The sequence below is a fragment of the Roseovarius sp. JB2-10 genome (genome assembly GCF_055693585.1).
Genome location: NZ_CM146337.1, coordinates 2573350 through 2599730, shown reverse-complemented (window position 1 = coordinate 2599730; position 26381 = coordinate 2573350). Strand labels below are relative to the sequence as shown.

The following is a 26381-nucleotide window of genomic DNA, read 5'->3' as shown; positions in this document are numbered from 1 at the left end:
ATCACATCCCTCCCGGTTGTCGCGCCAAGGCGCGGTCAATTACCTCTGCCGCCACACTGGTGGCGTCCTCCAGATCCGCGTGCAATGCGCCCAGATCCTCATGGCCGGTTTCGCGCAGGATAAATCCCGCGCCACCTGCGCCAATCTCATCTGATTGCATCGGTTTGTCACTCAGCAAGCGAGACCCCTGAAGCACCTGCCAACAAAGCCTGTAGGCGCGCATCAATGCCGTCCTGTCTGCGTCGCTCAACCAGTTGATTGCGACGCTGCCATCCAAACCGGCGGCGATATCGCGGGCACTCAATCCCGCCATCAGGCAACCGGCCTGAGCCACCAGTTCGATCTCCTGCTGACGCCCGGGGCCCAGTTTCGTGTCCCAGGCACCTTCGGCCCGTTTGGCGGCTGCAATCTTGGCGCGCATCTCTGAGACTTCTCGCAATACCCGGTCCGGCGCGCCGCTTTCGGTCAGCAATGTCGCGCGAAAGGTTTCGACCTCCGACGCCAACCCGGGATCACCGGCAATCACCCGTGCGCGGGTCAGCGCCAGATGTTCCCACACCCAAGCCTCGGTGCGCTGATATTCCTGAAATGATGCCCATCCCGTGGCCACCGGCCCTTGATTGCCCGAAGGCCGCAGCCGCATATCAACCTCGTAAAGCCGCCCTTCGGACATGGGCGCCGTCAAAGCGGTGATCATCGCCTGGGTCAGGCGCGCGTAATAGAGCCGTGCGGCCAAAGGTCTGCGCCCCTCGGATTGCTCCACACCCGCCGCATCATAAATCACGATCAGATCAAGGTCAGAGCCCGCATTGAGTTTTTGCGCACCCAAAGACCCCATCCCCAACAAAACTGCACCGCGCCCCGGCGGTGTCCCATGTTTGGCGGCGAAATGCGCAACAACCTCGGGCCAGACACAGGCCAAGACCGCACCGGCCAGATCGGCATATTGCCGCCCCGCATCGTCGACATCGATCAACCCCCGCAAGAGATGCACACCAATGCGGAAATGCCACTCCTTGCGCCACCGCCGCGCCGCGTCGAGTTTACGTTCGTAATCATCTTCGGTCGCAAGGCGCACCCGCAACAGCGCCTCAAGCGCCTCCTGCCCGGGCCAGGGCGCAAAGAAATCACCCGCGATCACCGCATCGAACACCCCGGCGTTTTGTGACAGATATGTCGCTAAGGCCGGGGCGGTCCCAACAATATCCACCAACAGGTCAATAAGCTGTGGGTTGGCCTCAAAGAGCGAAAAGACCTGAACCCCCGCAGGCAGCCCACCCAGAAACCCGTCAAACGCCACAAGCGCTTCGTGCGGCTGACTGGTTTGCGCAAGACGGGTCAGGATTTCGGGCTTGAGCCGGTTGAAAATTTGCTGTGCCCGATCAGACCGGAGCGCCGGATAGCTGCGCCATCGGCCAATGATCTCAGCATCAAGATCGGGCGATCTTGGCGCAGCCCCATCGCCCGCTTCCGGCGCAAAAAAGCCCTCGATCACCTCATGCACCTGCATGATCCGATGCGTCAGATCGGTTTTCAACGCATCTGTGGCGCAGCCCATGAAACAGGCCAGGCGATCAAACTCCTCTTCGGATTTCGGCAGCGAATGGGTCTGGGCATCCCGCAACATCTGCAAGCGATGCTCGACCTCGCGGTGCGATCGGTAATGATCCGCCAGAAGCGTCGCGGCCTCGGAGGGGATCCACCCTTTTTTCGCCAATTTCCCTAACCCCTCGACCGTACCGCGCACGCGCAAATCCGGATCGCGCCCGCCGGCTATGATCTGACGCGTCTGGGTGAAAAACTCGATCTCGCGGATGCCACCCTGCCCCAGTTTCATGTTGTGGCCATCGAGGTTCAACCGACCGCCCAGACCTTTGTGTTCGCGGATACGCAACCGCATATTGTGCGCATCCTCGATGGCGGCGAAATCCAGATGCCTGCGCCAAACGAACGGTCGCAGGGTTTCGAGAAACCGCTGGCCCGCGCGGATATCTCCGGCGCAGGGGCGCGCCTTGATGTAGGCCGCGCGCTCCCATGTGCGGCCCAGACTTTCGTAATAGGCCTCCGCCCCCGCCATCGCCATGCAAACGGGCGTCACCGCCGGGTCGGGGCGCAACCGCAAATCCGTCCGGAACACATACCCGCCCGCATCCCTGTCATTGAGCATCGACGACATCCGCCGCGTGGCCCGCACAAAACTGGCCCGCGCATCGTGATAGGTATCGGGGTCGAACCGGGTTTCGTCAAAAAGGCAGATGAGGTCGATATCTGAGCTGTAATTGAGCTCTCCCGCGCCCATTTTACCCATGGCCAGCGCCACCATCCCCCCGGCGGTCGCGACATCTTCGTTGCCCATGCCGGGGAGTTTGCCGCGTTTGATTTCGGCCGCAATCATCGCCTTCGTGGCCAGATCAACGGCCAGATCGGCAAAATCGGTCAACACCTGCGTGACCATTTCCAGCGGCCATACACCCGCCAGATCGGCCAACCCGGTGATCAGCGCGATTTGACGTTTGGCGCGGCGCAGGGCATCGCCCAATTGGTCAGGCGCAACCTCGGGCAGATCGGCAAAAATATCCTGTGCCGCCCCTTCCGGGTCATGAAGCGCCACAGGCACCCAATCGCTTTCCTGCGCCAGCAGCTGCGCCAGATAGGGGCTGCATCCCGCCGTGCCAATCACCAGATCGGTCAGGGACTGGCTCATTTCGGGCAGGCTTGCCGCCGCTTCGGCCCCCTGATCCGGGTCAAAGGGACGGGGTAAACGCGTGATCCGGCTTTCAAAATCCATATCACCACTGAACCCATCTATCCGGGGCTGGTCAATGGGGCGCGGCCTTGGAATACTCCCGCAATCCAACGGTCCAATCAAAGCGAATGACATGAGCAAAAGCCTGAAACGTGTGATCCGAGCCCTGAGCGATGCCGGAGTTAACACAACGCCTGTCGAAATCGGTCAGGCAACCACAGCACAAATGGCCGCTGATCTGGTGGGCTGCGAGATTGACCAGATTGCCAAATCGATCATTTTCCGCGGTGAAACGACGGGGCTTGCCCTGCTTTTTGTGACGGCGGGTGGCAATCGCGTCAGTACCGAACGCGCCAGTGCCCTCGCCGGAGAGCCTTTGGGCAAGGCAGATGCCGCATTGATCCGGTCCCAAACCGGTTTCGCAATTGGCGGTGTGTCGCCCGTCGGGCACCTGACACCCCCACGCGCATTTTTCGACCCCCATCTATTGACGTTCAAACAGGTCTGGGCCGCGGCGGGCACCCCGCGCCATGTCTTTGCAGCAGCGCCCGAAGATTTGCGGCGCATGGCGCAGGCGGATGTGGTAGAATTCACCCTATGAAACCCCCGAATTTCGTTCGTTTTCAATTTTCTAAGGATCATAGTTCAATCAAAAACTTGCGGGTCGCCCCACCGGGGGTTACGTAGTGCACGCACCAGTCTGAGGTCTCATGCACAAATACGCCAATCTCTTGTTGCTGATTTTGTTTCCCATCGCGTGGTTTGCCCCGCTGATGCGCGCGGGCCTTGGTCTGCCGCTTTTCGGGTTGGATGAAATCAGTGTCATCTCCGGCCTGCAAAGCCTTTGGGAAACGGACGTTTTTCTGGCCCTCATGGTCACCTTCTTCGCTCTTTTCGCGCCCTATCTGAAAACCATTGGCCTGGCGCTCATCCATTTTGGCCTGATGCGCCGCAAGGTACTGCCGGTGCTGCATATCCTTGGCAAACTGGCGATGGCGGATGTTTTTCTGATCGCAGTCTACATCACGCTGACCAAGGGCATTGGCATCGGCAAGATCGAAACCGCGTGGGGGCTTTACCTCTTCACGGCCTGCATTCTGGCCTCGATCGCCATCGGATATCTGACGGAAAAACGCGCGCGCCCGGAGGGGTGATTGAGGGTTTGACCCCCGGCCCGCATCGGGCATCACCGGGTCATGGCAAAATCAAGCTCTTTCACCTGTACATCCTGCGGCGCGACCCATTCCCGCTGGTCCGGGCGCTGCGACGCATGTGGCGAATGGAATTCCATCGTGGAAGAGGCCCCGCTGACCACCGGGCCGAAATCGAAATCCCTTGGCGCCAAACGCGGCACGCCTATTGCCCTGAGCGATCTGGCCACCGATGAAGCCCCTCCGCCCCGCACGCATTCGGGTATTGCCGAGCTGGACCGCGTTTTGGGCGGCGGGCTGGTGCCTGCCAGTGCCATCCTGGTGGGCGGCGATCCGGGCATCGGCAAATCGACCCTTCTTTTGCAGGCCGCAGCACGATTTGCGCAATCCGGCCTCAAGACCATCTATGTCTCGGGTGAAGAGGCCAGCGCGCAGGTCCGGATGCGTGCGCAGCGCCTTGGGCTGGCGGACGCGCCCGTGCAACTGGCCGCCGCCACGTCCCTGCGCGATATCCTGACCACGCTGGAGGCCGAAGCGCCTGGCCTTGTGATCATCGATTCCATTCAGACCATCTGGTCCGACACGGTCGAAAGCGCACCGGGCAGCGTGGCGCAGGTCCGCGCCGCCGCCCATGAACTGACCAGCTTTGCCAAGCGCAAGGGTGTCTCGGTTGTTCTGGTGGGTCATGTCACCAAGGAGGGCCAGATTGCCGGCCCCCGCGTGGTCGAACATATGGTCGATACCGTGCTCTATTTCGAAGGGGAACGCGGCCATCAGTTCCGCATTCTGCGCGCGGTCAAAAACCGCTTTGGCCCGGCGGATGAAATCGGGGTTTTTGAAATGACCGGCGGTGGATTGGCCGAAGTCACCAACCCCTCGGCGCTCTTCCTGTCTGCCCGCGGCGCGCCCAGCCCCGGCAGTGTGGTTTTTGCCGGGATCGAAGGCACGCGGCCCGTTCTGGTCGAACTACAGGCGCTTGTGGCCCCCACCCCGCATTCGCAACCCCGCCGCGCGGTTGTGGGCTGGGATGGGGCGCGTCTCGCCATGATCCTCGCGGTTCTGGAATCGCGCTGCGGCATCCCCTTTGCGGGTCTGGACGTGTACCTGAACGTCGCGGGGGGCCTGAAAATCAGCGAACCCGCCGCCGATCTGGCCGTAGCTGCCGCGCTCCTTAGTGCCCGGGAAGACACAGTTTTGCCCGCAGATACGGTGGTTTTTGGTGAAATTAGTTTGTCCGGCGCGCTCAGACCGGTAGGACAGACGGAAAACAGGTTGAAAGAAGCCAGAAAACTTGGTTTCACGTCGGCCATCGCGCCCGCGGGTGGAAAATCCACCGGGGAAAGCGGCATGGCATTGTCGCTGATGGGTGATTTGACAAGTTTTGTGGGTGAAAAATTCGGCGCCGGATAGGCGCTGAGAAGTTGAGGAAGAGCAGGTATGGAAGGCTTTACCATCATTGATGGCGTGGTTGCGCTGGTAATCGTGCTGTCGGCACTCTTGGCCTATTCGCGGGGGTTCGTGCGCGAGTCGCTTGCGATTGCAGGCTGGGTCGTTGCGGGCATATTGGCCTTCATCTTTGCCCCGCAGCTTGAGCCACTGGTCAAGGAAATCCCGGTTGTGGGCGAATTCATCGCCGACAGTTGTGAGTTGTCGATGATCGGTGCCTTTGGTGTTGTATTCGCCGTTGCACTTATTGTGTCTTCACTGATCACACCGCTTTTCTCGTCACTCATCCAACGATCCGCTTTGGGCGGGCTGGATCAGGGCCTTGGGTTCATCTTTGGCGTGGCGCGCGGCATCCTCTTGGTAGCCATCGCCTATTTCGTGTACGAGACGGTCGTCACATCCCAAAACATCCAGATCATTGACGACAGCCGCTCGGCCCGTGTCTTTGCCCAACTGACCAATCAGGTTGAAAGCGGCAACCCGGAGCAGGCGCTTGGCTGGATCACCCAGCAATACGAACAGTTGGTCGGTAAATGCGAGGGTCCGCGCTTCGAATAAGCGCGGTTTCACCTCAAAACCCGGCATCTAGGGGTGAATCGTTGCGATTCGCCTCGCGCGCGTGAGAGCGAAAATCCTTGTTTTTAAGGTCGAAATGGCCGTTCTTGGTTAACAAAACCTTGCCCGGTGTTCGCATCTGACCGGGAATGTTGGCCCCATGGGCGGACTAGCAACCATATGGAAATATTGACTTTTAAAAGCCCCGACAGTGTCGGAATTACGGCAGAATTTGCGGTCCAGTTTGGTTGCAGACAACAAAACGCAATCAACCAAGGAAATTACAAAATGTTTCTCAATCACACAGCCGCCTTCACAAGCTTTGAGCCCGTCACCGAGACCACAGAAAAGAGCGCCGCGAAGCCCCGGAGTTTCCACGCAGCCCCAACCATCACCGCCGGCACTATGGTGGAAACCGAGACCGGCTGGATGCCTGTAGAACGGCTCTGCCTGGGCGATGCGATCTACACGTTTGATGGCGGTGCCGCCCGTGTTGCCGGCCTGCGCCAGACGCATCTGAATGCCGGAACACAGCTCTGGCACGTGCCGGGTGGCGTTCTGAACAATTGTGCCGACATGTACCTGACGCAGGATCAGCACGTGATGATCTTCGACGACAATGCCGAAGACCTCTATGATACGCCGTATGTGCTGGTTCCCGTCCCTGCCCTGCAAGGCTTCCGCGGCACCCGTCAGATTGACAGCCTGCCCAGCACCGTTGCCGTTGAGGTGACGTTTGAAACCGAAGAGGTGATCTTTGCCAACAGTGGCGCGATGCTGCACTGTGCGGCGCAATCCGGCCAGACCGATGGCTTCTTCCGGGTTCTGACCAATGCCGAGGCCCGTATCCTGCTGGCCCTTCTGGACACCGATGAAACCGAACGGCTGCACGCACTGGCTGCGTAAACCATGCCCGCCACAACAAGGCCGCCCCTACCTGATGGGGCGGCACTGTTTTCGCCACTGGTTCCACCAATAAGATCAACGATTTGGGCTAAAAATCGCCGGCAATTCCTCAACTAGTGAAATTGCATCGAAAATTAATCATAATGTGGTCTTACCACCGCCGGTATTCAAACTACATAAGCCCTCAACTTTGGCTCTGGAAGGTACGTGACATGGCACTTCGCAGTTTCTTCGCTTTCGACAATGCGAACCTGGTGGTCGATTCAAGTTCCAATCCATCGATTGTCGGCAACCCGGTGATCAACAATTCCAGTACGCCCAATGGGACGGTTTTCACCTATGCGTCCGGGGGCGGTACAACCGTCACGCTGGATGACACCGGCGGCAGCAGGAACACGTTCGACGATGATGACGAAGCGAACCATGTCATCACCGACGGGGGCGGGATTGTCGCCGATGGCACCGAGGTCGAAGCGGAATCGATCATTCGCGTGCGGGCGCTGGATGGCGCGGGCAATCCGACGGGGCCGGTGATCGACATTACGGTTTTTTCGCAAGGCGGCGTGACGGGGGATGTCTGGGGCTTTGCCACCGATACCGCCCTGCAAGACGGCGTGTCCTACGTGAAGATTAGCGGCTCAAATAACGGGGACAGCCAATACAGCGATTTCATTGCCTGCTTCGGCGCGGGCACCAAAATCAAGACGCCTGACGGGGATCAGGCCGTTGAAACACTCGTGCCCGGACAGCTTGTCTGGACACGCGATCATGGCCCGCAAAAAGTAGCGTGGGTCGGCACAACCGTGGTGCCGGGTGTTGGTTCGTTTGCACCTGTTGTCTTTGCACCCGGCACCATCGGTAATGTGCAGGAGCTGGTTGTCTCGCAAGAGCACCGGATCTTTTTTGACAGCGTCAATGCCGAGATGCTCTTTGGTCAGTCCGAAGTGCTGATCGCGGCCAAGCATCTATGCGGCTTGCCCGGCATCGACATTCGCGAACAGGAGGAAATTCAGTACAGCCATGTGATGTTCAAAAACCACCAGATCATCCAGTCAAACGGCGCACTGACCGAGAGCTTCTTTCTGTCAGAGAATGCCATCACCGGCGTCAATGATCGCCAGAGAGAAGAAATTCTGGCGCTCTTCCCGTCAATCCACGAGGGGCTGAGCCAGTTTGGCGAAAGTGCCGCCATGACGCTGAAAAAGGCCGATGCAACGGTGTTGCGCGCCTACATGTAACCACTCACCCGTCCCCCTGCCTGTGGTCGCAACGCGACAACGACGTAACGGGACATCCCGGTTTTTGTCATCGGTTCGTGACATAAGGATATTCAGCCCTTATGAACGAAACAGATCACGAGTTAACGGATTCGGAGCTGCCCGCCTTGTCCAAACAGATGCCACCCGCCCATCCTTTCGATGATGACAAACTCCATGAAGAATGCGGCATATTCGGCGTCGTCGGCGTAACGGACGCAGCAAATTTCGTGGCACTTGGCCTGCACGCCCTGCAACACCGGGGTCAGGAAGCCGGAGGCATCGTTTGCCACCATCCCGAACATGGGTTCAATTCGGCCCGCCGATTTGGCTATGTCCGCGATAACTTCACCAAGCAATCGTTGATGGAAACCCTGCCCGGCCCACTATCGATCGGGCATGTGCGCTATTCCACCGCAGGCTCCAAAGGCGCCGTGATCCGTGACGTGCAGCCCTTTTTTGGCGAGTTTTCCATGGGTGGCGCAGCCATTGCCCATAACGGCAACATCACCAATGCCGACGCGTTGCGCAAGGAACTGATCGAACGCGGCAGCATTTTCCAAAGCTCGTCCGACACTGAATGCATTATTCACCTGATGGCGCGGTCGTTGCAGCGTACAATCCCCGAGCGGATGGAAGAAGCGCTGCGCCGCGTCGAAGGTGCGTTTTCGGTGGTTGCCATGACGCGAACCAAACTGATCGGCGTGCGGGATCCGTTGGGCGTGCGCCCTCTGGTACTGGGTCAGGTCGGTGACGGCTGGGCGCTAAGCTCGGAAACCTGCGGTCTGGACATCATTGGTGCAAAATTCGTGCGCGAAATCGAACCGGGTGAAATGGTTGTGATCACCGATCGCGGGGTCGAAAGCCATTATCCGTTCCGACCGCAACCGTCGCGCTTCTGCATTTTCGAACATGTCTATTTTTCGCGCCCCGACAGCATCATTGGCGGGCGCAGCGTCTATGAAACGCGCCGCCAGATTGGCATCGAACTGGCCCGTGAAGCCCCGGTCGACGCGGATCTTGTCTGCCCGGTTCCGGACAGCGGCACGCCTGCGGCCATCGGGTTCAGCCACGAATCCGGCATTCCCTATGCAATGGGCATCATCCGCAATCAGTATATGGGCCGGACGTTTATTGAGCCAACCGAGCAGATCCGCAACATGGGTGTGCGCTTGAAACTCAACGTGAATCGCGCGCTGATTCAGGGCAAACGGGTGATCCTTGTCGATGACAGCGTTGTGCGCGGAACAACCAGCCGCAAAATCAAGGAAATGATCCTCGATGCGGGCGCCAAGGAAGTCCATTTCCGGATCGCATCACCGCCCACGGCATGGCCTTGTTTCTACGGGGTCGATACGCCAAACCGCGAAAAACTACTGGCCGCGACCATGTCAGAAGAAGAAATGTGCGAGCATCTGGCGGTCGACAGTTTGAAATTCATTTCGCTTGATGGGCTCTACCGGGCGGTCGGCGAAACCAAAGGGCGCGATGTGTCCTGCCCGCAATATTGTGATGCGTGTTTCTCGGGTGAATATCCTGTGTCGCCCTCCGACATGATCGACAAGGGTTTTGAACTCAAAGCGGCAGAGTAAAGCCGCATTTCCCTTTGACGTGCGATGCGGGTCATGCGGTCGCAACCCCGCCGTTTCAATTGACAACAGCCCCCTGACCCGTGCATTTGCCGCGACATGACCCGCGAGACCGTCACTTTCCGTCCCCATCATTTCCTATGCGCACTGGGATATCAGGGCGAAGGATATTCCGACGGCTTTACCGCAAACATGACGCGGATCGTTGTTGATGGGCTGCGCGCGGAGGGTGGCGATGAGACGGTGATTGCTGTCACGGGCGTGACCGATGACATTTGCGGCCCCTGCCCCAAGCGGCGTGATACATTGTGCACCGAACAGGAAAAAATTGCCGCGCTGGATGCCCGTCATGCCCGCGCAATCGGGGCGTTTGTCGGCACCAAAATGACGTGGGGCGAGGCGAAACGCAGGATCGTCAAACGCGTGCCACCCGGTTCTTTGCAAACGCTTTGCCAGGGGTGCCAATGGCTGGAGTTGGGCCTGTGCGAACAAGCCCTGCGCGACCTTCACGAAAAGATCTAGGTACATCTGCATCAGGCAACCAAACCCACCGCGGTAGCCGCCCCCGTGGTTTATTGGTACGATCGCGTAATCTCATCCCCGGGGGTCACATGTTTCGCCTAGTTTTCATTGTTGCCGCGTTTGTCATCGCCAGCCTGCCTGCCCGGGCCGAAACCGTCATGGGGCGCAAGGTCGACATCACGGATGGCCGCGCAAGTGCCAGCGCATCGGCGCCTCTGATCGTGGCGATGCATGGTTTTCTGGGCAATTCATCGAACATGCGAAAGAAAACGCGATTTGATCAGGTCGCCCGTCGTCATGGCCTTGTCGTGGCCTATCCCAACGGCAAAAGACGGCGGTGGAACGACGGGCGCAGCCCGGGCGCGGATGTGGATGATGTCGGTTTCATCTCGGCGATCATCACGGGCATGATTGCCAAAGGTGCGGTCGACCCGAACCGTGTGTTTTTGGCTGGTCATTCGAATGGCGGCGGCATGGCGATGCGGATGGCGTGTGAACGGCCTGATCTGGTGAAAGGGATTGCCGTTGTCGCCACAAAATCCCCTCTGAAGTTACAATGCGGCAATGGTGCGCCAGTCCCCGCCATCTTCTTTCATGGCACGCAGGATCCGATTTCACCGCATTCCGGACGCTCTGGGGACAGCCGTTTAGGGGGCGCGTTATCAGGGCTCGCGACCATTGCGCTCTGGCAAAAACGCAACAAATGCCGCGGCGTGGCGCGCGAGAAAACACTAGATAATGCGCAAGACGGCACCACCGCCAAGATTACACAATTCGCACGTTGCGCGGCCCGCCTGACCTACGTCCTGATCGACGGGCACGGCCATGACTGGCCGCGACGCGGCGCACGAGCAACGCTTCTGCAAGGGCCTGCGACCCGCGAGGTGGATGCCACCACGCTAAGCTGGTGGTTTTTCAACAACCTCTAGGCGACGCGCTCGAATTTGACGCCCATGCACAAAAAAACGCCGCCCCCTAGGGAACGGCGTTTTTTTATATCGTGTTGGTCGGGATTAGCCTTTGCGGGCCTCCAACGCTTTCCAGCCGCCCCAGACGATCATGGCCGCGATCACGGCTTTGACCGCATCGCCCAGCAGGAAGGGGCTGACCCAGTAGGTCCAGATCACATCTGCCGAAGAGCCGACCCATTTACCGGTCATGCCTGCGGTTTCAGCAATGGCCATCGGCCAGGCCACGCCGGGAATATAAAGAAGCGCCGAGACAACAATGCCCACAAGCGCCGTGGATACCAATCCACGCGCCAAGCCTTTATCCGCAGCCAACCCGGCCAGATATGCCATGGCCACAAAGCCAAAAAGGAAACCAGCCGTTGGTCCAATCAGAGCCGGTGCTGAGGCGCCGCCTGCAAAGACCGGCAGGCCCATCGCGCCTTCGGCCAGATATGCCACGAGCGTCAAGCCGCCCAAACGCGCACCGAATGTCAGGCCGACAATCAGGATCGCAAGGGTCTGCATGGTCAGCGGAACCGGATAGAACGGCACCGAAATCTGCGCGGCCATCGCGATAAACAGCGTGCCGCCCAATACCAGTGCTACCTTTTTCAGCAGCGTCTCCTGACCGATGATGGCCTTGCTCAGAACAGTATCGTGCATCTTGCTGCACCCCTTTTGAAAATTCATCTCAGATGACCCTCTTTTTCGCCGCAGGTGCGAGAAAGTCAAGCAAATGCCCTTGATTAATGCACCAAGGAATGGGATTTCCGGCGCTATGACAGAGAAGAATGAGCCAAAAGTCGCTTTGATCACCGGGGCCACGCGCGGATTGGGTGCTGCGTTGGCGGAAAAACTGGCGCAGACACATCACGTGGTTGCTGTTGGTCGGACCACGGGTGCGCTTGAAGAATTGGATGATCGGATACAAGCGGCCGGTGGACAGGCGACACTGGCACCGATGGACATCACCAATGTTGACGCCATGGCACAGCTTTGCCGCTCGATCCACGACAGGTGGGGCGGGCTCGATATCTGGGCGCATACGGCGGTGCATGCTGCGCCGCTGACACCTGCGGCGCATCTGGACACTAAAGACTGGGCCAAGTCGATTTCCTGCAATGTCACCGCAACCGGGCAGTTGATCCCGTTCATTTCGCCGCTTTTGGGTGAAAATGGCACTGCCCTTTTCTTTGATGACCCGCAAGCCGGGCAAAAATTCTTTGGCGCATATGGCGCGACCAAATCGGCCCAGATCGCTCTGGCCCGCAGCTGGCAGGCCGAATCTGCGCGCATCGGTCCCAAGGTGCACATTCTCACCCCCGCCCCAATGCCAACGGCAACGCGGGCGCGGTTCTTTCCGGGTGAAGACCGGACACCATTGGCAAGCCCAATTGCCGAAGCGCAACGTCTGTTGTCGGAACACGCCTGAAACGACTTCGCCCTGCCTGCGGGACGGGGCGGGTGGGTGGGCGTTCCGCAGGCAGGGCCATCTGATGCGCAGCGCATCGCAGGCGCTTGCCCCGCCGCACCACGCTCGCTACTAAGACTAAAGGCATAAAAGGGGCGAAAATGCGCATTCTGATCACCAATGACGACGGCATCAACGCCCCCGGTCTCGAGGTCATGCACGAGATTGCCAGCGACATCGCTGGCTCGGATGGAGAAGTCTGGACCGTGGCACCCGCCTTTGAGCAATCCGGTGTCGGACATTGCATCTCCTTCACCCAACCGATGATGGTCACCCAAATGGGCCCGCGCCGGTTTGCCACCCAAGGCAGCCCGGCGGATTGCGTTCTTGCCGCCGTCCATGATGTCATGAAAGACGCCAAACCCGACCTTGTGCTTTCAGGCGTCAATCGCGGTAACAACTCCGCGGAAAACGCAGTGTATTCCGGCACGGTGGGTGCCGCGATGGAATCCGCGCTGCAGGGCATTCCAGCGATTGCGCTCAGCCAATATTACGGGCCCGACAACCGCGACCTCGAGGATACGTTCGAAGCCGCACGGGTTCACGGCACCGAAACCGTCCGGCGGTTGCTGGACAAAGGTGTCTGGGGCAAAGATGACTACGGCATCTTTTACAACGTAAATTTCCCGCCTGTGCCCGCCGATGCGGTCAAGGGCATGCGCGCCGCCCATCAGGGCTTTCGTCGCGATATGGGTTTCGGCGTTCAGCCGCATGTTTCCCCATCAGGCCGCCGCTTTCTCTGGATCACCGGCGCGCCGCAGCAACAAGCCAGCTCACCCGGTTCTGATGCAGATGTGAACCTTCAGGGCTATATTTCGGTCACTCCCATGCGCGCAGATCTTACGGCACATGACGCGCTTGATGCATTGAAAGCCATCTAATGAACGACGCCGAAGACGACGCAGCCGAGCGCAAAATGCAGTTCCTGTTTGCCCTGCGTTCCAAGGGTGTGACCGACGCGCGCGTGTTGACGGCAATGGAAAAAATCGATCGGGGCCCGTTTATTCGTGGCCTGTTTGCCGAACGCGCCTATGAGGACATGCCGCTGCCCATTGCCTGCGGGCAGACCATCAGCCAGCCATCGGTCGTCGGGCTGATGACACAAGCGCTGAAAATCGAACCGCGCGACAAGGTTCTCGAAGTCGGGACAGGCTCCGGCTATCAGGCCGCGATCCTCAGTCAACTGGCGCGCCGCGTCTACACGGTTGACCGCCACAAGCGTCTTGTGCGCGAAGCAAGCGCCATTTTCAACGATCTCGACCTCACCAATATTACGCCCGTGATGGGCGACGGCAGTTTCGGCCTGCCCGATCAGGCACCGTTTGACCGTATCCTTGTGACCGCAGCCGCCGAAGATCCGCCCGGGCCACTCTTGGCTCAGCTCAAGATCGGAGGTATCATGGTTGTGCCGGTGGGACAGTCTGATGCCGTGCAAAGCCTGATCCGGGTCACGCGGACCGATCAGGGCTTTGACTATGACGAATTGCTGCCGGTGCGTTTTGTGCCCTTGCTCGAAGGGCTGGGCAAAGACGCGTAAAAAGACCATAATAAGTGCAAACAATCCCCGACCAACAAGGGGACGATACCGAGGACACGAGCATATGACCTTCTCACTCCGACCCGCCACGGCGCTCGCCGGCACGGCCCTTTTGGTGCTGTCCGCCTGCGATACACCGCTTGATTTTGACCTGCGCGGCGGCAAGGCACCCAGCACCGCCGCTGCCGCCCGGTCCGCAACCGCCGAACGACCTGCGCCGGATGCACGCGGGATCATCTCGTATCCCGGGTATCAGGTCGCCGTTGCCCGACGCGGCGATACGCTGGCCAGTGTTGCCGCCCGTGTCGGAGTGGACGCCACGCAACTGGCCCGGTTCAACGGCATCCAGACCGGCGACACCCTGCGTGCCGGTGAAATCGTGGCCCTGCCCGGCCGGGTCACCGAACCCGCCGGCGGCCCGATCCAGCCGCCTAATTCCGACATCACCTCTATCGCGGGCACCGCGCTCGACAATGCGCAAACCTCGGACGTGCAGACTTCCGCCCTGGAACCCGCAGGCCAAACCGGCGTTGAGCCTATCCGCCACAAGGTGGAGCGCGGCGAGACCGCCTTTACCATCGCGCGGCTTTACAATGTCTCCATCCGCAGCTTGGCGGAATGGAACGGGCTGGACAGTAATTTCTCGGTTCGCGAAGGGCAGTTTCTGCTGATCCCGGTCGCCCTGCCCGGCAGCAAAACAGACCCGTTCGATGAGGCATCAGCGCCGGGACAAGGCACACCGACACCGACACCGCCCAGTGCGACCAAACCCCTGCCCGCCGAAGATACCAAACCCGCCGCGCGTCCGGTAAAAGCCACCACAGCGCCAGACCTCAGCAAAAGCCGCACACAGGCGTCTGTCACCAAAAGCCGGATGGAATTCCCGGTCCGGGGCGACATCATCCGCGAGTATCAAAAGGGCAAGAATGACGGGATTGATATCGCGGCCACCCCGGGCAGCACGGTCAAAGCCGCTGCCACAGGTGTGGTTGCCGCGATCACCGAAGACACGAACGGTGTGCCGATTGTTGTGATCAAACACGAAAACAACGTGCTTACCGTCTATTCGAACGTCGCCAAGGTTGCCGTCAAAAAGGGCGATCAGGTCACGCGCGGACAAAAACTCGCTGAAATCCGGCGCGACGGCGCTGCGGCCTTGCATTTCGAAGTGCGCGAAGGGTTCGATAGCGTTGACCCGATGCCCTATCTGAATTCCTGAGACCGGCAAAAGCGCCCTTTGCAGGGGCATGTCACATCTGCAACCATCTCCCCCGAGGAGACAGCCTTGGGCTGTCGACGAGACATGCCTTTTGCGCGCAAGCGCACGCCTTTTGACATCGCACAGTTAAAGTGAAACGCCCTGTCGGCCGGCAAGATCAGTGAAATACTGCCACGCCACGCGCCCGGATCGTGCGCCGCGCGTGGCCTGCCATTCAATCGCTTCGGCGCGCAGGGTTTCGGGATCAATCGTCACGCCATATGCGTCGCAATAGCCGCGGATCATCTGCAGATATTCGTCCTGGTCGCAGGGATGAAAGCCCAGCCAAAGCCCAAAACGATCGGACAGTGACACTTTCTCTTCCACGGCCTCGCTTGGGTTGATCGCGGTGGATCGTTCATTTTCGATCATGTCGCGGGGCATCAGGTGGCGCCGGTTTGATGTGGCATAAAACACCACGTTTTCCGGCCGTCCCTCGATCCCACCATCCAACACGGCCTTGAGAGATTTGTAATGCTCATCATCATGCGAAAAGCTCAGATCATCACAAAAGAGCAAAAACCGTTTTGAGCTTTGCCGCAGTAAGTCCAGCAATCTCCCGACACTGCTCAGATCTTCCCGCTGCAATTCCACAATCTTCAGAGCGTGACCCTGCGCCACGACGGCGGCGTGCACGGCCTTGACCAGGGAGGATTTCCCCATCCCGCGCGCACCCCATAACAAGGCGTTGTTGGCAGGAAGGCCCCGGGCAAACTGAGCCGTATTTTCCAAAAGTGTATCGCGCGACCGATCGACCCCGACCAGAAGCGTCATGTCCACCCGGTTCACCCGATCGACAGGTTGCAAGCGATCCGGCTCGACATGCCAGACAAACGCCTCTGCCGCATCAAAATCCGGCGCATCACTTGGCGCAGGCGACATCCGCTCCAACGCTGCGGCAATCCGCTCCAGCGCATCACTCACGCCTTGGGATCCTCAGCCTCACCCGCGTCGGCCAAAGCCTCATCGGCGAGTTCTTCCTCGTCCATCTCTGCCTCGAGATCATCGTCATCTTCAAACCACGTGCCCTCGGCGCGCATCCTGGCTTCGCGTTTCGCTTCGACGCGTTTGACCAGCTGGATCGATACTTCGTAAAGACCATAGACCACGACAAACAGGATAACCTGCGTGATGACATCGGGCGGTGTGACCAACGCGGCCAGTACCAGAATGCCCACAACGGCAAATTTGCGCACGCCGCGCAGACCTTCCGCGCTGACCAGACCGGCCTTGCCCATCAGGGTCAGCAGAACCGGCAGCTGGAAACACATGCCAAAGGCCACAATGAATTTGATTGTCAGGTTCAGATATTCCTGTGCCGAGCCCTGGAAAACAACGCTCAACGGTGCTGCATTCTGCCCGCCTTCAACCGCCTCGCCTTCGGTGCCAAATTGCTGGAACCCCAGGAAGAAATCATACGCCAGCGGGGTTACGACATAAAACGCAAACGCCGCGCCCAGAAAAAACATGAAGGGTGACGCCACAAGAAACGGCAGGAACGCGCCCTTTTCGTTTTTGTAAAGCCCGGGCGCCACGAACCGCCACATCTGGTTGGCGATGTAGGGGAAGGCCAATATGAAGCCCCCCAGAAGCGACACCTTGATGGCAACAAAGAAGCCTTCCTGCGGACTGATAAAGATCAAGTCACAATCCTGCCCGCGCTCGGCCAGTACGGAGCACAGCGGCGCGGTGAGGAAATTGAATATGGGTGTGGCGACCGTGAAACAGATCACCATGCCAACGATAAAGGCAACCACCGAATGGATCAGGCGATTGCGCAGTTCTGCCAGATGTTCAATCAGCGGCGCGGAGCTGTCGTCGATCTCGTCGGTATTGGTCATGCCTTGCCCCCGGCAGATTTCTTGGCAGCCGGTTTCTTGGCAACAGCCTTAGGCGCGGCTTTTGGTTTTGGCGCAGCCTTTGCCGCAGGCTTCTTCGCAGCTGGCTTTTTGGCGGCCGGTTTCTTGGCCGCAGGCTTTTTCGCAGACACCGTCTTGGCGGTTTTGGCCGCCGTCTTCTTGGTTGTCTCTGCCGCGGCCTCGGCTTTCAGCCGCTCGGTGGCCTTCTCCGCTGTCTTGGCGCGGATTTTTTCCGCTTGGGCCTGACGCTCCGGCGACAAGGTGCTAGGCTTGTCCTTGGGCAGCCCGCTATTCATCGTCTGTTCGGTGAAACTGGTAGCCTTCTTGACCTCATCCATCGCGCCGGACATCGGATTGCTGGCCTTTTTCAGCGTGTCCGTCACATCGTTGACACCTGCCTGATCCGCCGCATCATTCATCGCCCGACTGAAATCACGTGCCATACCCTTGGCTTTCCCGACAAAATTGCCGACCGCCTGGAACATGCCAGGCAGGTCTTTCGGCCCCACGACGATCAACGCCACGATGCCGATCAGCAGCAGCTCGGTCCAGCCCAGATCGAACATCTAGGGCCTCAGGCCTTGTCTTTTTCGTCTTCGGGAGTGACGTCCTTGGCGGCTTCGACCGCATCTTCGGTCGCATCGTCGATCTCTTTGTTGCCCTCGGCGACGCCCTTCTTGAACGATGTGATGCCTTTGCCCACTTCGCCCATCAGCGACGAGATTTTACCGCGCCCGAACAGCACCAGTACCACGACGGCAATCAGCAATATGCCCGGCAGGCCAATATTGTTAAGCATGTGTTTTTCTCCCTAGATCGAGGCCATTCTTGAGCAGCCCCGGGAATTTCGTCAACTGTATCTAAGCGCTTCACGCGCCGGTTGGAAGAACCAATGCGCGATCAAAAGGTTAATTCTGCCAAAAATTGAGAGAAAACTGCTCACTGGCCTTACTTTCGGCAAACCACATCAGTCGGCGCACGCGATTTACGATATCCGCAGTCCGGACGATGCGTGCCTTGGGAGACGTTGCAGGAATGGCCGGTTTCGATGCGATATGTAGCGTTTAACTGGGCCTAATCGCACATTCACGGGAACATCAGGGGATCAGAACTTCACGCACCGTTGCGGCATCATCAAGTCGGTCCATTGCAGCGTTCAGATCATCAAAGCCAATCATACGGGTCAACAAACGGTCGACCGGTAGTTTTTCATCTTTGAACATGGCCATGTACCGCGGAATGTCGCGTTTGGGGATACAACTGCCCATGTATGACCCTTTCAACGTCCGTTCATGCGCCGCGATACTGAGATGCGAGAATGTAACTTCCGCGTCTGGCCCGGGCATTCCGGCCGCAACGGTTGTGCCACCACGGCGGGTCACGTCATAGGCCGTTTTCAACGCGCGGGGTGATCCGGCGGTTTCAATGGCGACATGCACACCGCCTGCCGTGGCTTCGAGAGTTTTTTCAATACAGTCGGGATCGGCTGCATTCAGCGCGATATGCGCGCCAAGGTCTCGGGCCAGGGTCAGCTTGTCTTCGCTGAGGTCCAGCGCAACAATCCGCCCCGCCCCCGCCGCCCGCGCCGCCAGCAAGGCGCTGAGCCCAACACCGCCCAAGCCGACCACCGCGACGCTTTCGCCTGGCCTGACACCGGATGTGTTCACAACGGCTCCGACGCCTGTCACGACGCCGCACCCAAAGAGAGCGGCGTGTTCAAAGGGAATATCTTTGTCAATTTTGACCAGCGCCTCCATCGGCATCACGGAGTATTCGGCAAAACCGGCAATCCCGGAATGGTGGTGAATGCGCTTGCCGTTACTGTGCAGCCGCGTCGTGCCATCCCGCAGGACGGCCGCAGCGTTCGATGTGGTCGCTGGTTCGCACAGGGCCGGCCTGCCCACATTGCACATTTCGCAATGCCCGCAGCTTGCGACATATGAGGGCACAACATGATCACCGACCTTCAATCCCGTGACGCCCGCGCCCAGTTCAACGACGATACCTGCAGCCTCATGCCCAATGACAATCGGCATTGGTTTGCCGCGTTCGCCATTGATGGCGACCAAATCAGAATGGCACAGCCCCACGGCTTTGATCTGCACCAGCACTTCACCCTGCTGCGGGGGATCAAGGTCAATCTCCTCAATGTTCAGAGGTGTGCTTTGCGCATAGGGACGGGGAAGATCGGATCGCCTTAACACTGCTGCCTTGATTTTCATGGCTTTCCTCCAGCCCCTTTAAACGATCAGGCCGTTGCCTCTTCCAACGCATTTTCCAGAATATCGAGCCCTTCTTCGAGCACCCCGGTGGAGGCTGACAAAGGCACCAACAGCCGGATCACATTGCGGGCGGGCCCCGCAGTAATCAGGATCAGGCCCTTCTTGAGGGCAATTGATGCGATCTGCGCCGTCAGATCACCGTCAGGTTCGCGGCTGTCGCGGTCTTTGACGATTTCGATGGCGTTCATGCAGCCCAACGCGCGCACGTCGCCAATGCAGGTGAAGGCGTTGCGCTGCGCCATCTTGCGCAGGCGAGCGTCGATCAACGCGCCCATGTCGAGACCCCGTTGCAAGAGGTCTTCGGCCTCGATCACATCCAGCACCGCAAGGGCTGCCGCGCAGGCAATTGGATTGCCCCCAAAGGTGCCACCCAAGCCCCCCGGAGGCACCGTATCAATGATGTCCGCGCGCCCGACAATGCCGGAAATGGGAAGGCCGCCGCCGATGCTTTTGCCGATGCAGGTCAGATCGGGTGAGATGCCGAAATGCTCCATCGCGAAAAGTTTGCCGGTCCGGCCCATGCCTGTCTGGATTTCGTCGGCCACAAGCACGATGCTGTGTTCGTCGCACAATTCGCGCAGGTAGCTTAGGAAATCCGGCGTGGCGATATTGTAGCCGCCCTCCCCCTGAACCGGCTCAAAGAACATCGCCGCGATCTGATCGGGTGGGCAATCGCTGCGAAAGAGCGTTTCAAATGCGCGTTTCGTGTCCTCCAGGCTGACGCCATGGAATTCGTCCGGAAACGGTAGGCGGTAAATCTCGGTCGGGAACGGGCGAAACCCTTGCTTAAAGGGCACCATCCGCGCGCTGAGTCCCATGCCCATATAGGAACGCCCGTGATAGCCGTTGGTAAATGTGATCAGAGCCGGTCGGCCCGTGTGATAGCGGGCGATCTTGACCGCATTTTCAACGGCCTCGCCACCGGCGGAAAAAAACAGGGATTTCTTCTCAAAATCACCGGGCAGCAGCGCGTTTAGACGTTCGGCCAGGGTGATGTATGTCTCATAGGGGGTCACCTGGAAACAGGTATGCGTCAACCGGTCAAGCTGATCCTTGATGGCCGTGATGACCGTGTCGTTGCGATGCCCCACATTCTGGCAGCCGATGCCGCCGCAAAAATCGATGTAGCGGTTGCCCTCGACATCCCAGACCTCGGCATTTTCCGCCCGGTCCGCCACGAAGGTCGAGGAATAGGCGATGGCGCGGGCCACGGCGTTGTCGCGTCTGATTTCAAATTCCTGATTGGTGGTCATCTTATGCCTCGTCAGATGTATGTGCGGATCAGAGCCGGGTCAGCCACAGGACGATGTCCGGAAATATCACCAGCGCGCCCAGGCAGATGAGTTGCAGGACAACAAAGGGGATGGATGACCGGTAGATCGTTTTGATGGTGACACCCTCAGGGGCAACGCCCCGCAGGTAAAAGAGGGAATAGCCGAAGGGCGGTGTGATGAAAGAGGTCTGCATGTTTACGGCTGCCAGCACCGCAAACCAGACCAGCATTTCAGGCCGGGTGGCGTCGAACCCGAAATCCAGTGATGTGACAATCGGCGCAAACAAAGGCAGCACGATAAAGCTGATTTCAATCCATTCGAGGAAAAAGCCCATCACGAATATGAGCCCCATCATCAGCAGGAGCAGCCCGTAAGGGCCAAACCCGGTGCCGATGAATAGTTCCTCGATCATGTCATCACCGCCAAGACGCTTGAAAACGGCGCTGAAACAGGCGGCACCGATCATGACAAAGATCACCATGGCCGTGGTTTTGGACGTGTCGCGCACAACATCCCGCATCACGGTAAAGCTCAGTTTGCGCGCAAGCAGCGCCAGCACCAAGGCCCCGCCCGCGCCAATGCCTGCCGCCTCTGTCGGGGTGGCAAGGCCGATCATGATGGACCCCAGGACAGCCGCAATCAGACAGAGCGGACCTACAAGGTTGAGCAGTAATTCAACAAAGAGGTTGCCCTGCTTTTGAGCAATTTTGTCAATCTCGCTCCGGTCCGGCACGGGCGCTCTGTGCGGGCTGAAAATGCCAACGCCCAGAATATAAAGGATATAGACGGAGCCAAGCAGCAGACCCGGAACAAACGCCGCCTTGAAGAGATCACCGATGGAAACCTGCAGAATGGCCCCCATGAAAACCAGCATGATGCTGGGCGGGATCAGAATGCCCAACGTGCCGCAGGCGGCGGTGACCCCGGTGGCGAATTGCGGATCATACCCCTGCCGGATCATCACTGGCAGGGCTATCACCCCCAAAAGCATGACCGAAGCGCCCACGATGCCGGTGCTGGCCGCCATGATGATCCCCAGAAGGGCCACCGAAAGCGCCAGCCCGCCCGGCAGCCGCCCGCAGAGACGTTCAAGCGTCAACAAAAGCCGTTCGGCCAGGCCGGATTTGTCCAGCATCAGACCCATGAAGATGAATAGTGGTGCGGCCAGAAGCAGCCAGTTCGAAAGCGTGCCCGCATAGATCTTGGACACCACCGTGCCCATGAACTTGAGCGGAATGCCCGACAGGATCGCAAAGACAATCCCAAGCCCACAGAGCAGGAAGGCCACCGGGTAGCCCGTGAAGACCCCCACCACCAGGGCAAGGATCATGGCCATCGCCCAACTGTATTCGACGAAAAACTCCATTCCGGCTAACTGCTTTCGTCTATCGGGGAATAGGTGCTCTCGGCCAGTTCATCGTCCAGAAGACGGCGGATGACGCGTGCCAGGATCACAATGAACATGATCGCGAACCCAATCGGTATGGTCGATTTGATCAGGAACCGATCCAGCATCCCTCCATAGTCCGATCCTTCGGAAGAATTGTAGGACCGCATGACAAATCCGATCGACAGCCAGCACATGACGGCGGTGAACGGCAGCATCAGGAAGACATCGCCAATTGTATCGATCCATTTCTTTTTGCGGTCCGGCAGCCCGCCATAGATCAGATCAGAGCGCACATGCTTGTCATCAAGATAGGCATAGGTGCCGCCCACCATGACCATGATCGCAAAGAAATGCCATTCCAGATCGATTACATCATTGACCGTCAGGTTGTCGCCAAAAAGGGGAATGTCACTGCCCCATTCCAGCATCACATTGGCGCGCATGGCACTTGCGATGACGGCGACAAGGACGGAGGCCAGAACACCCAGAACCAGCCAGCTTGTGATTTCGCCCAACCAACGTCCAAAACGTTCGATCAGCCGGGCGATGTTCACAAGAAGCTGTTTCAAAGGTGAGGCCTCCGTCTTCAGGTCAGGGAGTGTTTAGTCGAGGCTCTGCAACTCGTTCCAGGCATCCACTTTTGCCTGATGCGCTTGCAGAGATCTCGTACATCTCCTTCACAACCGGTTTCGCGGCCATTTCTTCGGCCAGAACTTCGGCCCATGCCTCGCGCAGACGTTCCATCACGCTGTCTGGCAGACGTTTGGTGATCGCACCCTTTTCGGCCATACGTGCGATGACGTCCATCTGTTCCGCCGGCAGGCGGTTGAACGTGTACTGGATGGTCGCCTGACACGCCATGTGAATTTGCGCCTTACGGTCGTCGCTCCAGCTGTCATACATGTCCTTGTTCATGATGAACGAGAACCAACTGGCCGACTGATGCCAACCGGGGAAATAGTTGTATTTGGCGATCTCGTAGAAGCCCATCGCCTCGTCCACGGTCGGAATGGCAAAGTCAGCCGCGTCCACACGTCCACGCTCAAGCGCCAGGAACGTCTCGCCACCGGGCACCAGCTGAGTAGACGCGCCAAGTTTGGTCAGCACCTTCGCGCCCAGACCAGAGATGCGAATTTTCATACCGTCATAGCTTTCGGGGCCCGTGATCTCTTCGCGGTACCAACCGGCCGTTTCCTGCGGTTCGATGAAGCAGGGAAAGACCACAACGCCGTGCTTGGCATATTCGCGGCGGATGATCTCGATCCCGCCACCATTCCACATCCAGGATGAGGACACTTCCGAGGTTGGGCCAAAGGGCAGGCCACCATAGAACTGCGCCACAGGCACCGTGCCGGACCAATACCCCATCCAGTCCCAACCGGCATCAATTGCGCCTGAGGCCACGGAATCGAACACCTCCAACGTTGGTACAAGATCACCCGGCTCGTTAATCTCGAGCTCCAGTTCGCCACCCGTTGCGATCGCAACGTTTTCGGCAAATTTCACGCCCATCTGTCCCAATAGGTTGTTCGTGCCAAAGGTGCTGGCCACGTCCAGCTTCTCGGCCATGGCCGGCGCCGCACAGGCGACAAAAGCAGCACTAACAGCCGCAATAAAATTTGTTTTCTTCATGATTTGGACCTCCCAGGTTTCAATATCTCGTCGTCTTTTTCGCCCTGTTTTTTGACAGCCGCATGACACCCTTCCGGATGACAGCAATGGCTGTTTACGCCCTCGACCGGTCTCCCAAATGCGGATCGAAAAGCGGGGCGGATTATTCCAGCAAGTTGAATGGATCGGTTAATATCTGTAAAATAGTATTATAATATCAATCAATCTCAGGTTTTCTTATAATGATCCCCTTTCGCCAACTTTCCTACATTGTGGCGGTGGCCGATTACGGCAGCATCTCGGCTGCTGCGGAAAATCTGTCGATTTCCCAACCGGCAATTAGTGCCGCCATTCAAAAGGTTGAGGAGGAATATCAGCTCAAACTCTTCATCCGCGAGCGCCCGCAAAAGGTGGTGCTGTCACCCGTTGGGCGGCGTTTCATCGCCCGTGCCCGGCGCTTGCTTGAGAACGCGCAGGAGTTCGATGATGACGCCCGCAACCTGCGCCAGACGATCAAAGGCGTCGTAGAGGTGGGGTGTTTTCTACCCACCGCGGCCTTTATCATCCCGATTATTCTGCGTGGATTGAGGGACCGGGGATTCGACATATCCCTGCAGGTGCACGAGGCGGATCTGGATGAGATCAACCTCATGCTGACCCAAGGCAGGATCGATGTGGCGCTGACCTACAACATGCATCCCAGCCCGGGCATTGAATTTGAAACCCTGATCGAAGCGCCGCCTTATGTGCTGCTGACCAAGGACGATCCGCTGGCCAGTCAACCCTCCATCTCGCTGGCCCAGCTTGCTGACCGTGACATGGTTGCTCTGAACCTGCCAATCACCCAGCAATTCTTTTTGTCGCTGTTTTCGCAGGCCAATCTGAACCCCCGGATCAAACATCAAGCCAAATCCTATGAGCTTGTCCGAAGTCTCGTCGGCGCCGGAGAGGGCTATGCGCTTTTGATCATGCGGCCCGTGAATGAACGCGCCTATGATGGGAGTGAACTGGTCTATGTTCCGCTGACCGATGATGTGCCCGCGCCGCAATACGGGCTGGCCCTGACCAATCGTTCCATCCCTACGAAGCTGATAGAAGCCTTCGCGAATGTTTGCCGCGAGACGCTAAAATCAGACAAAAGCGCAGAGAACTATCTGGTCAAATTACCCGAGGACAGCATCGTCTGACGCGGGTTGAACACCCGCCTCCGAGCCCGAGCCTGACCTTTCGATCGCCGGGCAGTCATGAACTTCTTTTAGGATTAACTCGACAAGCTCGAACTGGGACTGGCCATTAACGTCCTCAAAATAGATATGGCTGGGCCAGGATTGCCCCACGTGGTTATCCTCTGGCAGGTCGACCGTTTCGCAGACGTTTTTGATCGCGGCCACAAAAGAGCGTGCTTTGGCGACCGTTTCCGCCTTGGTCGCGTCCAGATCCTCGATGCTGTTGCGGTCGATCTCCGGCGATCCGATGCCGACGGTCAAGGGCATGTTCCGTTCCATCGCCTGTTGTTCATAGAACGAAATGTCCACCTTGTCGGATTCCAGACGCATGATGAAGAGCGGGTTGACGCTGACCTTGGCCTCGGTCAGAGCCAGCAGCCTGGCGCGGTTTGCGTTGCTGGCGCCTTCACTGATCGCCCCTCGCCGCCTGGCGGACCGGCCCTTTTTTCGCACCTCGGTCACGAAATCACCGCGATAGTTATTGTCGAAAACACGATCTGCATAGGGTTTGTCCCGAAGCATATGCCGGATCGAGCGGATAGACATGTTCATGCAATTATCCGGCCCGATGAAAAACGGGGACCCGGAGGCGTCCGACAATTCGACCCAGCCACCGGGAAACATCTCGAAATGATGATCCATCCACGGCGCCAGCACCGCGTCGCCCAGATGATCCAGCAAAGCGTTGACCTCGACGGGGTCATTTATGACATCTGCCAGCAAAGGTTCCTGCCCATAGATATCCGCGGCAAGGCTGTAGGGCGCAGATATCTGCAACAGCGGTGCAATCCCGGTCAGTTCCTGGGTCACGCGCAGGATACCGTCGATGGCCGCCGGGACACCGGTTGAAAAGTCGGGCGTCTTTAGATCCCGCCAAGTGTCTTTGTTGATCAGGATGGCGTCGGGGTCCGCGCCGGGTGGAAACTTGTCGGGATACATCATCGTCTGGCCCAACGGCTCACAGGTCCAGGCATACAGCGCCCAGGTCATATAGAACTTGCTGATCCCCAGAAGGCGGCTGACCGCAAGGTTGGCGCGCACGTAACGGTATGGATCTTCATGGTAGTATTCACGCGATTCAATCCCATAAAGATCGTGCAGCAGGGCAAGCGCCAGCATATGGACCGATGCCGTCGAATGCACCCGATCTGCAGGTGCACGTTTTTTGAAATTTTCATCGAATTCACCAGCGATGGCCGCATCAAAAAATTCAGTCATCTCCTGCTTCGCCTGCGGGTCGCCAGATTGCCAGCGTTGCAGCAAATGAAGGCCTGACGGGTAACGGTAATTTTCCAGATCAGTCATGGGTCGCTATCGCTCTTGATCAAAATTCAGCCGTTTCGCGGCGGGTC

Annotated in this window: 26 protein-coding genes; 14 read left to right on the top strand and 12 right to left on the bottom strand. The window is 58.5% G+C overall.

The features are described 5' to 3' along the window. Position 1: 1 nt before the first annotated feature. Positions 2 to 2788 carry a [protein-PII] uridylyltransferase family protein gene (locus tag ACZ1HJ_RS13050; RefSeq protein WP_472719093.1) on the bottom strand — a complete coding sequence of 929 codons (2787 nt, stop codon included), beginning with the start codon at positions 2786 to 2788 and terminating at the stop codon, positions 2 to 4. A gap of 91 nt (positions 2789 to 2879) precedes the next feature. Between ACZ1HJ_RS13050 and ACZ1HJ_RS13045 the strand changes: the two genes are divergently transcribed. The 9 genes from ACZ1HJ_RS13045 (at position 2880) to ACZ1HJ_RS13005 (ending at position 11100) form a co-directional block, all read left to right on the top strand. Continuing rightward, positions 2880 to 3347 (top strand): YbaK/EbsC family protein, encoded by a 468-nt coding sequence (locus ACZ1HJ_RS13045; protein ID WP_472719092.1) that lies wholly within the window; start codon positions 2880 to 2882, stop codon positions 3345 to 3347. A 109-nt stretch (positions 3348 to 3456) separates the two neighbouring features. Continuing rightward, positions 3457 to 3900: a paraquat-inducible protein A gene (locus ACZ1HJ_RS13040; protein WP_472719091.1), complete on the top strand. Its 444-nt coding sequence runs from the start codon at positions 3457 to 3459 to the stop codon at positions 3898 to 3900. Between the two features lie 42 nt (positions 3901 to 3942). Further along, on the top strand, positions 3943 to 5307 hold the full coding sequence (radA, locus tag ACZ1HJ_RS13035; RefSeq protein WP_472719090.1) for a DNA repair protein RadA: 1365 nt from the start codon (positions 3943 to 3945) through the stop codon (positions 5305 to 5307). 27 nt (positions 5308 to 5334) lie between these two features. Continuing rightward, entirely contained in the window at positions 5335 to 5901 is a 567-nt protein-coding gene (locus tag ACZ1HJ_RS13030) for a CvpA family protein (RefSeq protein ID WP_472719089.1), read from the top strand. A 285-nt stretch (positions 5902 to 6186) separates the two neighbouring features. Continuing rightward, complete coding sequence (locus ACZ1HJ_RS13025) at positions 6187 to 6804, top strand: Hint domain-containing protein (protein WP_472719088.1); 618 nt, start codon at positions 6187 to 6189, stop codon at positions 6802 to 6804. 212 nt (positions 6805 to 7016) lie between these two features. Beyond that, a complete protein-coding gene (locus tag ACZ1HJ_RS13020) occupies positions 7017 to 8042 on the top strand; it encodes a Hint domain-containing protein (protein WP_472719087.1) in 1026 nt (341 codons plus the stop codon). Between the two features lie 158 nt (positions 8043 to 8200). After that, the gene (gene purF, locus ACZ1HJ_RS13015; protein ID WP_472722210.1) at positions 8201 to 9652 is read left to right on the top strand and encodes an amidophosphoribosyltransferase; all 1452 of its coding nucleotides are present in this window, start codon (positions 8201 to 8203) and stop codon (positions 9650 to 9652) included. Between the two features lie 96 nt (positions 9653 to 9748). Then, positions 9749 to 10171 carry a DUF1284 domain-containing protein gene (locus ACZ1HJ_RS13010; RefSeq protein ID WP_472719086.1) on the top strand — a complete coding sequence of 141 codons (423 nt, stop codon included), beginning with the start codon at positions 9749 to 9751 and terminating at the stop codon, positions 10169 to 10171. A gap of 89 nt (positions 10172 to 10260) precedes the next feature. Next, positions 10261 to 11100 (top strand): CE1 family esterase, encoded by an 840-nt coding sequence (locus tag ACZ1HJ_RS13005; protein ID WP_472719085.1) that lies wholly within the window; start codon positions 10261 to 10263, stop codon positions 11098 to 11100. An 84-nt stretch (positions 11101 to 11184) separates the two neighbouring features. On the opposite strand, the gene ACZ1HJ_RS13000 is transcribed toward ACZ1HJ_RS13005, so the two are convergent. Continuing rightward, a complete protein-coding gene (locus tag ACZ1HJ_RS13000) occupies positions 11185 to 11784 on the bottom strand; it encodes a biotin transporter BioY (RefSeq protein WP_472719084.1) in 600 nt (199 codons plus the stop codon). A gap of 115 nt (positions 11785 to 11899) precedes the next feature. On the opposite strand from ACZ1HJ_RS13000, the gene ACZ1HJ_RS12995 reads away from it, so the two are divergent. From ACZ1HJ_RS12995 to ACZ1HJ_RS12980, 4 genes are all read left to right on the top strand, one after another. Beyond that, on the top strand, positions 11900 to 12553 hold the full coding sequence (locus tag ACZ1HJ_RS12995; protein ID WP_472719083.1) for an SDR family NAD(P)-dependent oxidoreductase: 654 nt from the start codon (positions 11900 to 11902) through the stop codon (positions 12551 to 12553). A 140-nt stretch (positions 12554 to 12693) separates the two neighbouring features. Then, the gene (gene surE, locus ACZ1HJ_RS12990) at positions 12694 to 13473 is read left to right on the top strand and encodes a 5'/3'-nucleotidase SurE (RefSeq protein ID WP_472719082.1); all 780 of its coding nucleotides are present in this window, start codon (positions 12694 to 12696) and stop codon (positions 13471 to 13473) included. Continuing rightward, a complete protein-coding gene (locus ACZ1HJ_RS12985) occupies positions 13473 to 14129 on the top strand; it encodes a protein-L-isoaspartate(D-aspartate) O-methyltransferase (RefSeq protein WP_472719081.1) in 657 nt (218 codons plus the stop codon). The genes surE and ACZ1HJ_RS12985 overlap by 1 nt, the downstream gene beginning before the upstream one ends. Positions 14130 to 14193: 64 nt before the next feature. After that, positions 14194 to 15348, top strand: coding sequence for a peptidoglycan DD-metalloendopeptidase family protein (locus ACZ1HJ_RS12980; RefSeq protein ID WP_472719080.1), 1155 nt, complete (start codon positions 14194 to 14196; stop codon positions 15346 to 15348). Positions 15349 to 15474: 126 nt separating this feature from the next. Here ACZ1HJ_RS12980 and ACZ1HJ_RS12975 read toward each other — a convergent pair whose 3' ends face one another. From ACZ1HJ_RS12975 to ACZ1HJ_RS12935, 9 genes are all read right to left on the bottom strand, one after another. Beyond that, complete coding sequence (locus ACZ1HJ_RS12975; protein WP_472722209.1) at positions 15475 to 16269, bottom strand: ATP-binding protein; 795 nt, start codon at positions 16267 to 16269, stop codon at positions 15475 to 15477. A 38-nt stretch (positions 16270 to 16307) separates the two neighbouring features. Then, entirely contained in the window at positions 16308 to 17228 is a 921-nt protein-coding gene (gene tatC, locus ACZ1HJ_RS12970) for a twin-arginine translocase subunit TatC (RefSeq protein ID WP_472719079.1), read from the bottom strand. Beyond that, the gene (gene tatB / locus ACZ1HJ_RS12965; protein WP_472719078.1) at positions 17225 to 17812 is read right to left on the bottom strand and encodes a Sec-independent protein translocase protein TatB; all 588 of its coding nucleotides are present in this window, start codon (positions 17810 to 17812) and stop codon (positions 17225 to 17227) included. The genes tatC and tatB overlap by 4 nt, the downstream gene beginning before the upstream one ends. 8 nt (positions 17813 to 17820) lie before the next feature. Beyond that, on the bottom strand, positions 17821 to 18045 hold the full coding sequence (locus ACZ1HJ_RS12960) for a twin-arginine translocase TatA/TatE family subunit (protein WP_472719077.1): 225 nt from the start codon (positions 18043 to 18045) through the stop codon (positions 17821 to 17823). Between the two features lie 298 nt (positions 18046 to 18343). Beyond that, complete coding sequence (locus ACZ1HJ_RS12955; protein ID WP_472719076.1) at positions 18344 to 19468, bottom strand: zinc-binding dehydrogenase; 1125 nt, start codon at positions 19466 to 19468, stop codon at positions 18344 to 18346. A gap of 26 nt (positions 19469 to 19494) precedes the next feature. Next, positions 19495 to 20781 carry a 4-aminobutyrate--2-oxoglutarate transaminase gene (gabT, locus tag ACZ1HJ_RS12950; protein ID WP_472719075.1) on the bottom strand — a complete coding sequence of 429 codons (1287 nt, stop codon included), beginning with the start codon at positions 20779 to 20781 and terminating at the stop codon, positions 19495 to 19497. A 28-nt stretch (positions 20782 to 20809) separates the two neighbouring features. After that, positions 20810 to 22168, bottom strand: coding sequence for a TRAP transporter large permease (locus ACZ1HJ_RS12945; protein WP_472719074.1), 1359 nt, complete (start codon positions 22166 to 22168; stop codon positions 20810 to 20812). 5 nt (positions 22169 to 22173) lie between these two features. Continuing rightward, positions 22174 to 22761: a TRAP transporter small permease subunit gene (locus tag ACZ1HJ_RS12940; protein WP_472719073.1), complete on the bottom strand. Its 588-nt coding sequence runs from the start codon at positions 22759 to 22761 to the stop codon at positions 22174 to 22176. 22 nt (positions 22762 to 22783) lie between these two features. Further along, positions 22784 to 23824, bottom strand: coding sequence for a TRAP transporter substrate-binding protein (locus ACZ1HJ_RS12935; protein ID WP_472719072.1), 1041 nt, complete (start codon positions 23822 to 23824; stop codon positions 22784 to 22786). A 221-nt stretch (positions 23825 to 24045) separates the two neighbouring features. On the opposite strand from ACZ1HJ_RS12935, the gene ACZ1HJ_RS12930 reads away from it, so the two are divergent. Then, the gene (locus tag ACZ1HJ_RS12930) at positions 24046 to 24990 is read left to right on the top strand and encodes a LysR family transcriptional regulator (protein WP_472719071.1); all 945 of its coding nucleotides are present in this window, start codon (positions 24046 to 24048) and stop codon (positions 24988 to 24990) included. Here ACZ1HJ_RS12930 and ACZ1HJ_RS12925 read toward each other — a convergent pair. Continuing rightward, positions 24967 to 26334 (bottom strand): uroporphyrinogen decarboxylase family protein, encoded by a 1368-nt coding sequence (locus ACZ1HJ_RS12925; protein ID WP_472719070.1) that lies wholly within the window; start codon positions 26332 to 26334, stop codon positions 24967 to 24969. The two genes, ACZ1HJ_RS12930 and ACZ1HJ_RS12925, sit on opposite strands and share 24 nt — an antisense overlap. Positions 26335 to 26381: the final 47 nt, after the last annotated feature.

What these genes read in the sequence shown, in the direction of transcription:
- ACZ1HJ_RS13050 (WP_472719093.1), bottom strand. Translation starts at nt 2,788, where the DNA reads ATGGATTTTGAAAGCCGGATCACGCGTTTACCCCGTCCCTTTGACCCG.
- ACZ1HJ_RS13045 (WP_472719092.1), top strand. Translation starts at nt 2,880, where the DNA reads ATGAGCAAAAGCCTGAAACGTGTGATCCGAGCCCTGAGCGATGCCGGA.
- ACZ1HJ_RS13040 (WP_472719091.1), top strand. Translation starts at nt 3,457, where the DNA reads ATGCACAAATACGCCAATCTCTTGTTGCTGATTTTGTTTCCCATCGCG.
- radA (WP_472719090.1), top strand. Translation starts at nt 3,943, where the DNA reads ATGGCAAAATCAAGCTCTTTCACCTGTACATCCTGCGGCGCGACCCAT.
- ACZ1HJ_RS13030 (WP_472719089.1), top strand. Translation starts at nt 5,335, where the DNA reads ATGGAAGGCTTTACCATCATTGATGGCGTGGTTGCGCTGGTAATCGTG.
- ACZ1HJ_RS13025 (WP_472719088.1), top strand. Translation starts at nt 6,187, where the DNA reads ATGTTTCTCAATCACACAGCCGCCTTCACAAGCTTTGAGCCCGTCACC.
- ACZ1HJ_RS13020 (WP_472719087.1), top strand. Translation starts at nt 7,017, where the DNA reads ATGGCACTTCGCAGTTTCTTCGCTTTCGACAATGCGAACCTGGTGGTC.
- purF (WP_472722210.1), top strand. Translation starts at nt 8,201, where the DNA reads ATGCCACCCGCCCATCCTTTCGATGATGACAAACTCCATGAAGAATGC.
- ACZ1HJ_RS13010 (WP_472719086.1), top strand. Translation starts at nt 9,749, where the DNA reads ATGACCCGCGAGACCGTCACTTTCCGTCCCCATCATTTCCTATGCGCA.
- ACZ1HJ_RS13005 (WP_472719085.1), top strand. Translation starts at nt 10,261, where the DNA reads ATGTTTCGCCTAGTTTTCATTGTTGCCGCGTTTGTCATCGCCAGCCTG.
- ACZ1HJ_RS13000 (WP_472719084.1), bottom strand. Translation starts at nt 11,784, where the DNA reads ATGCACGATACTGTTCTGAGCAAGGCCATCATCGGTCAGGAGACGCTG.
- ACZ1HJ_RS12995 (WP_472719083.1), top strand. Translation starts at nt 11,900, where the DNA reads ATGACAGAGAAGAATGAGCCAAAAGTCGCTTTGATCACCGGGGCCACG.
- surE (WP_472719082.1), top strand. Translation starts at nt 12,694, where the DNA reads ATGCGCATTCTGATCACCAATGACGACGGCATCAACGCCCCCGGTCTC.
- ACZ1HJ_RS12985 (WP_472719081.1), top strand. Translation starts at nt 13,473, where the DNA reads ATGAACGACGCCGAAGACGACGCAGCCGAGCGCAAAATGCAGTTCCTG.
- ACZ1HJ_RS12980 (WP_472719080.1), top strand. Translation starts at nt 14,194, where the DNA reads ATGACCTTCTCACTCCGACCCGCCACGGCGCTCGCCGGCACGGCCCTT.
- ACZ1HJ_RS12975 (WP_472722209.1), bottom strand. Translation starts at nt 16,269, where the DNA reads ATGTCGCCTGCGCCAAGTGATGCGCCGGATTTTGATGCGGCAGAGGCG.
- tatC (WP_472719079.1), bottom strand. Translation starts at nt 17,228, where the DNA reads ATGACCAATACCGACGAGATCGACGACAGCTCCGCGCCGCTGATTGAA.
- tatB (WP_472719078.1), bottom strand. Translation starts at nt 17,812, where the DNA reads ATGTTCGATCTGGGCTGGACCGAGCTGCTGCTGATCGGCATCGTGGCG.
- ACZ1HJ_RS12960 (WP_472719077.1), bottom strand. Translation starts at nt 18,045, where the DNA reads ATGCTTAACAATATTGGCCTGCCGGGCATATTGCTGATTGCCGTCGTG.
- ACZ1HJ_RS12955 (WP_472719076.1), bottom strand. Translation starts at nt 19,468, where the DNA reads ATGAAAATCAAGGCAGCAGTGTTAAGGCGATCCGATCTTCCCCGTCCC.
- gabT (WP_472719075.1), bottom strand. Translation starts at nt 20,781, where the DNA reads ATGACCACCAATCAGGAATTTGAAATCAGACGCGACAACGCCGTGGCC.
- ACZ1HJ_RS12945 (WP_472719074.1), bottom strand. Translation starts at nt 22,168, where the DNA reads ATGGAGTTTTTCGTCGAATACAGTTGGGCGATGGCCATGATCCTTGCC.
- ACZ1HJ_RS12935 (WP_472719072.1), bottom strand. Translation starts at nt 23,824, where the DNA reads ATGAAGAAAACAAATTTTATTGCGGCTGTTAGTGCTGCTTTTGTCGCC.
- ACZ1HJ_RS12930 (WP_472719071.1), top strand. Translation starts at nt 24,046, where the DNA reads ATGATCCCCTTTCGCCAACTTTCCTACATTGTGGCGGTGGCCGATTAC.
- ACZ1HJ_RS12925 (WP_472719070.1), bottom strand. Translation starts at nt 26,334, where the DNA reads ATGACTGATCTGGAAAATTACCGTTACCCGTCAGGCCTTCATTTGCTG.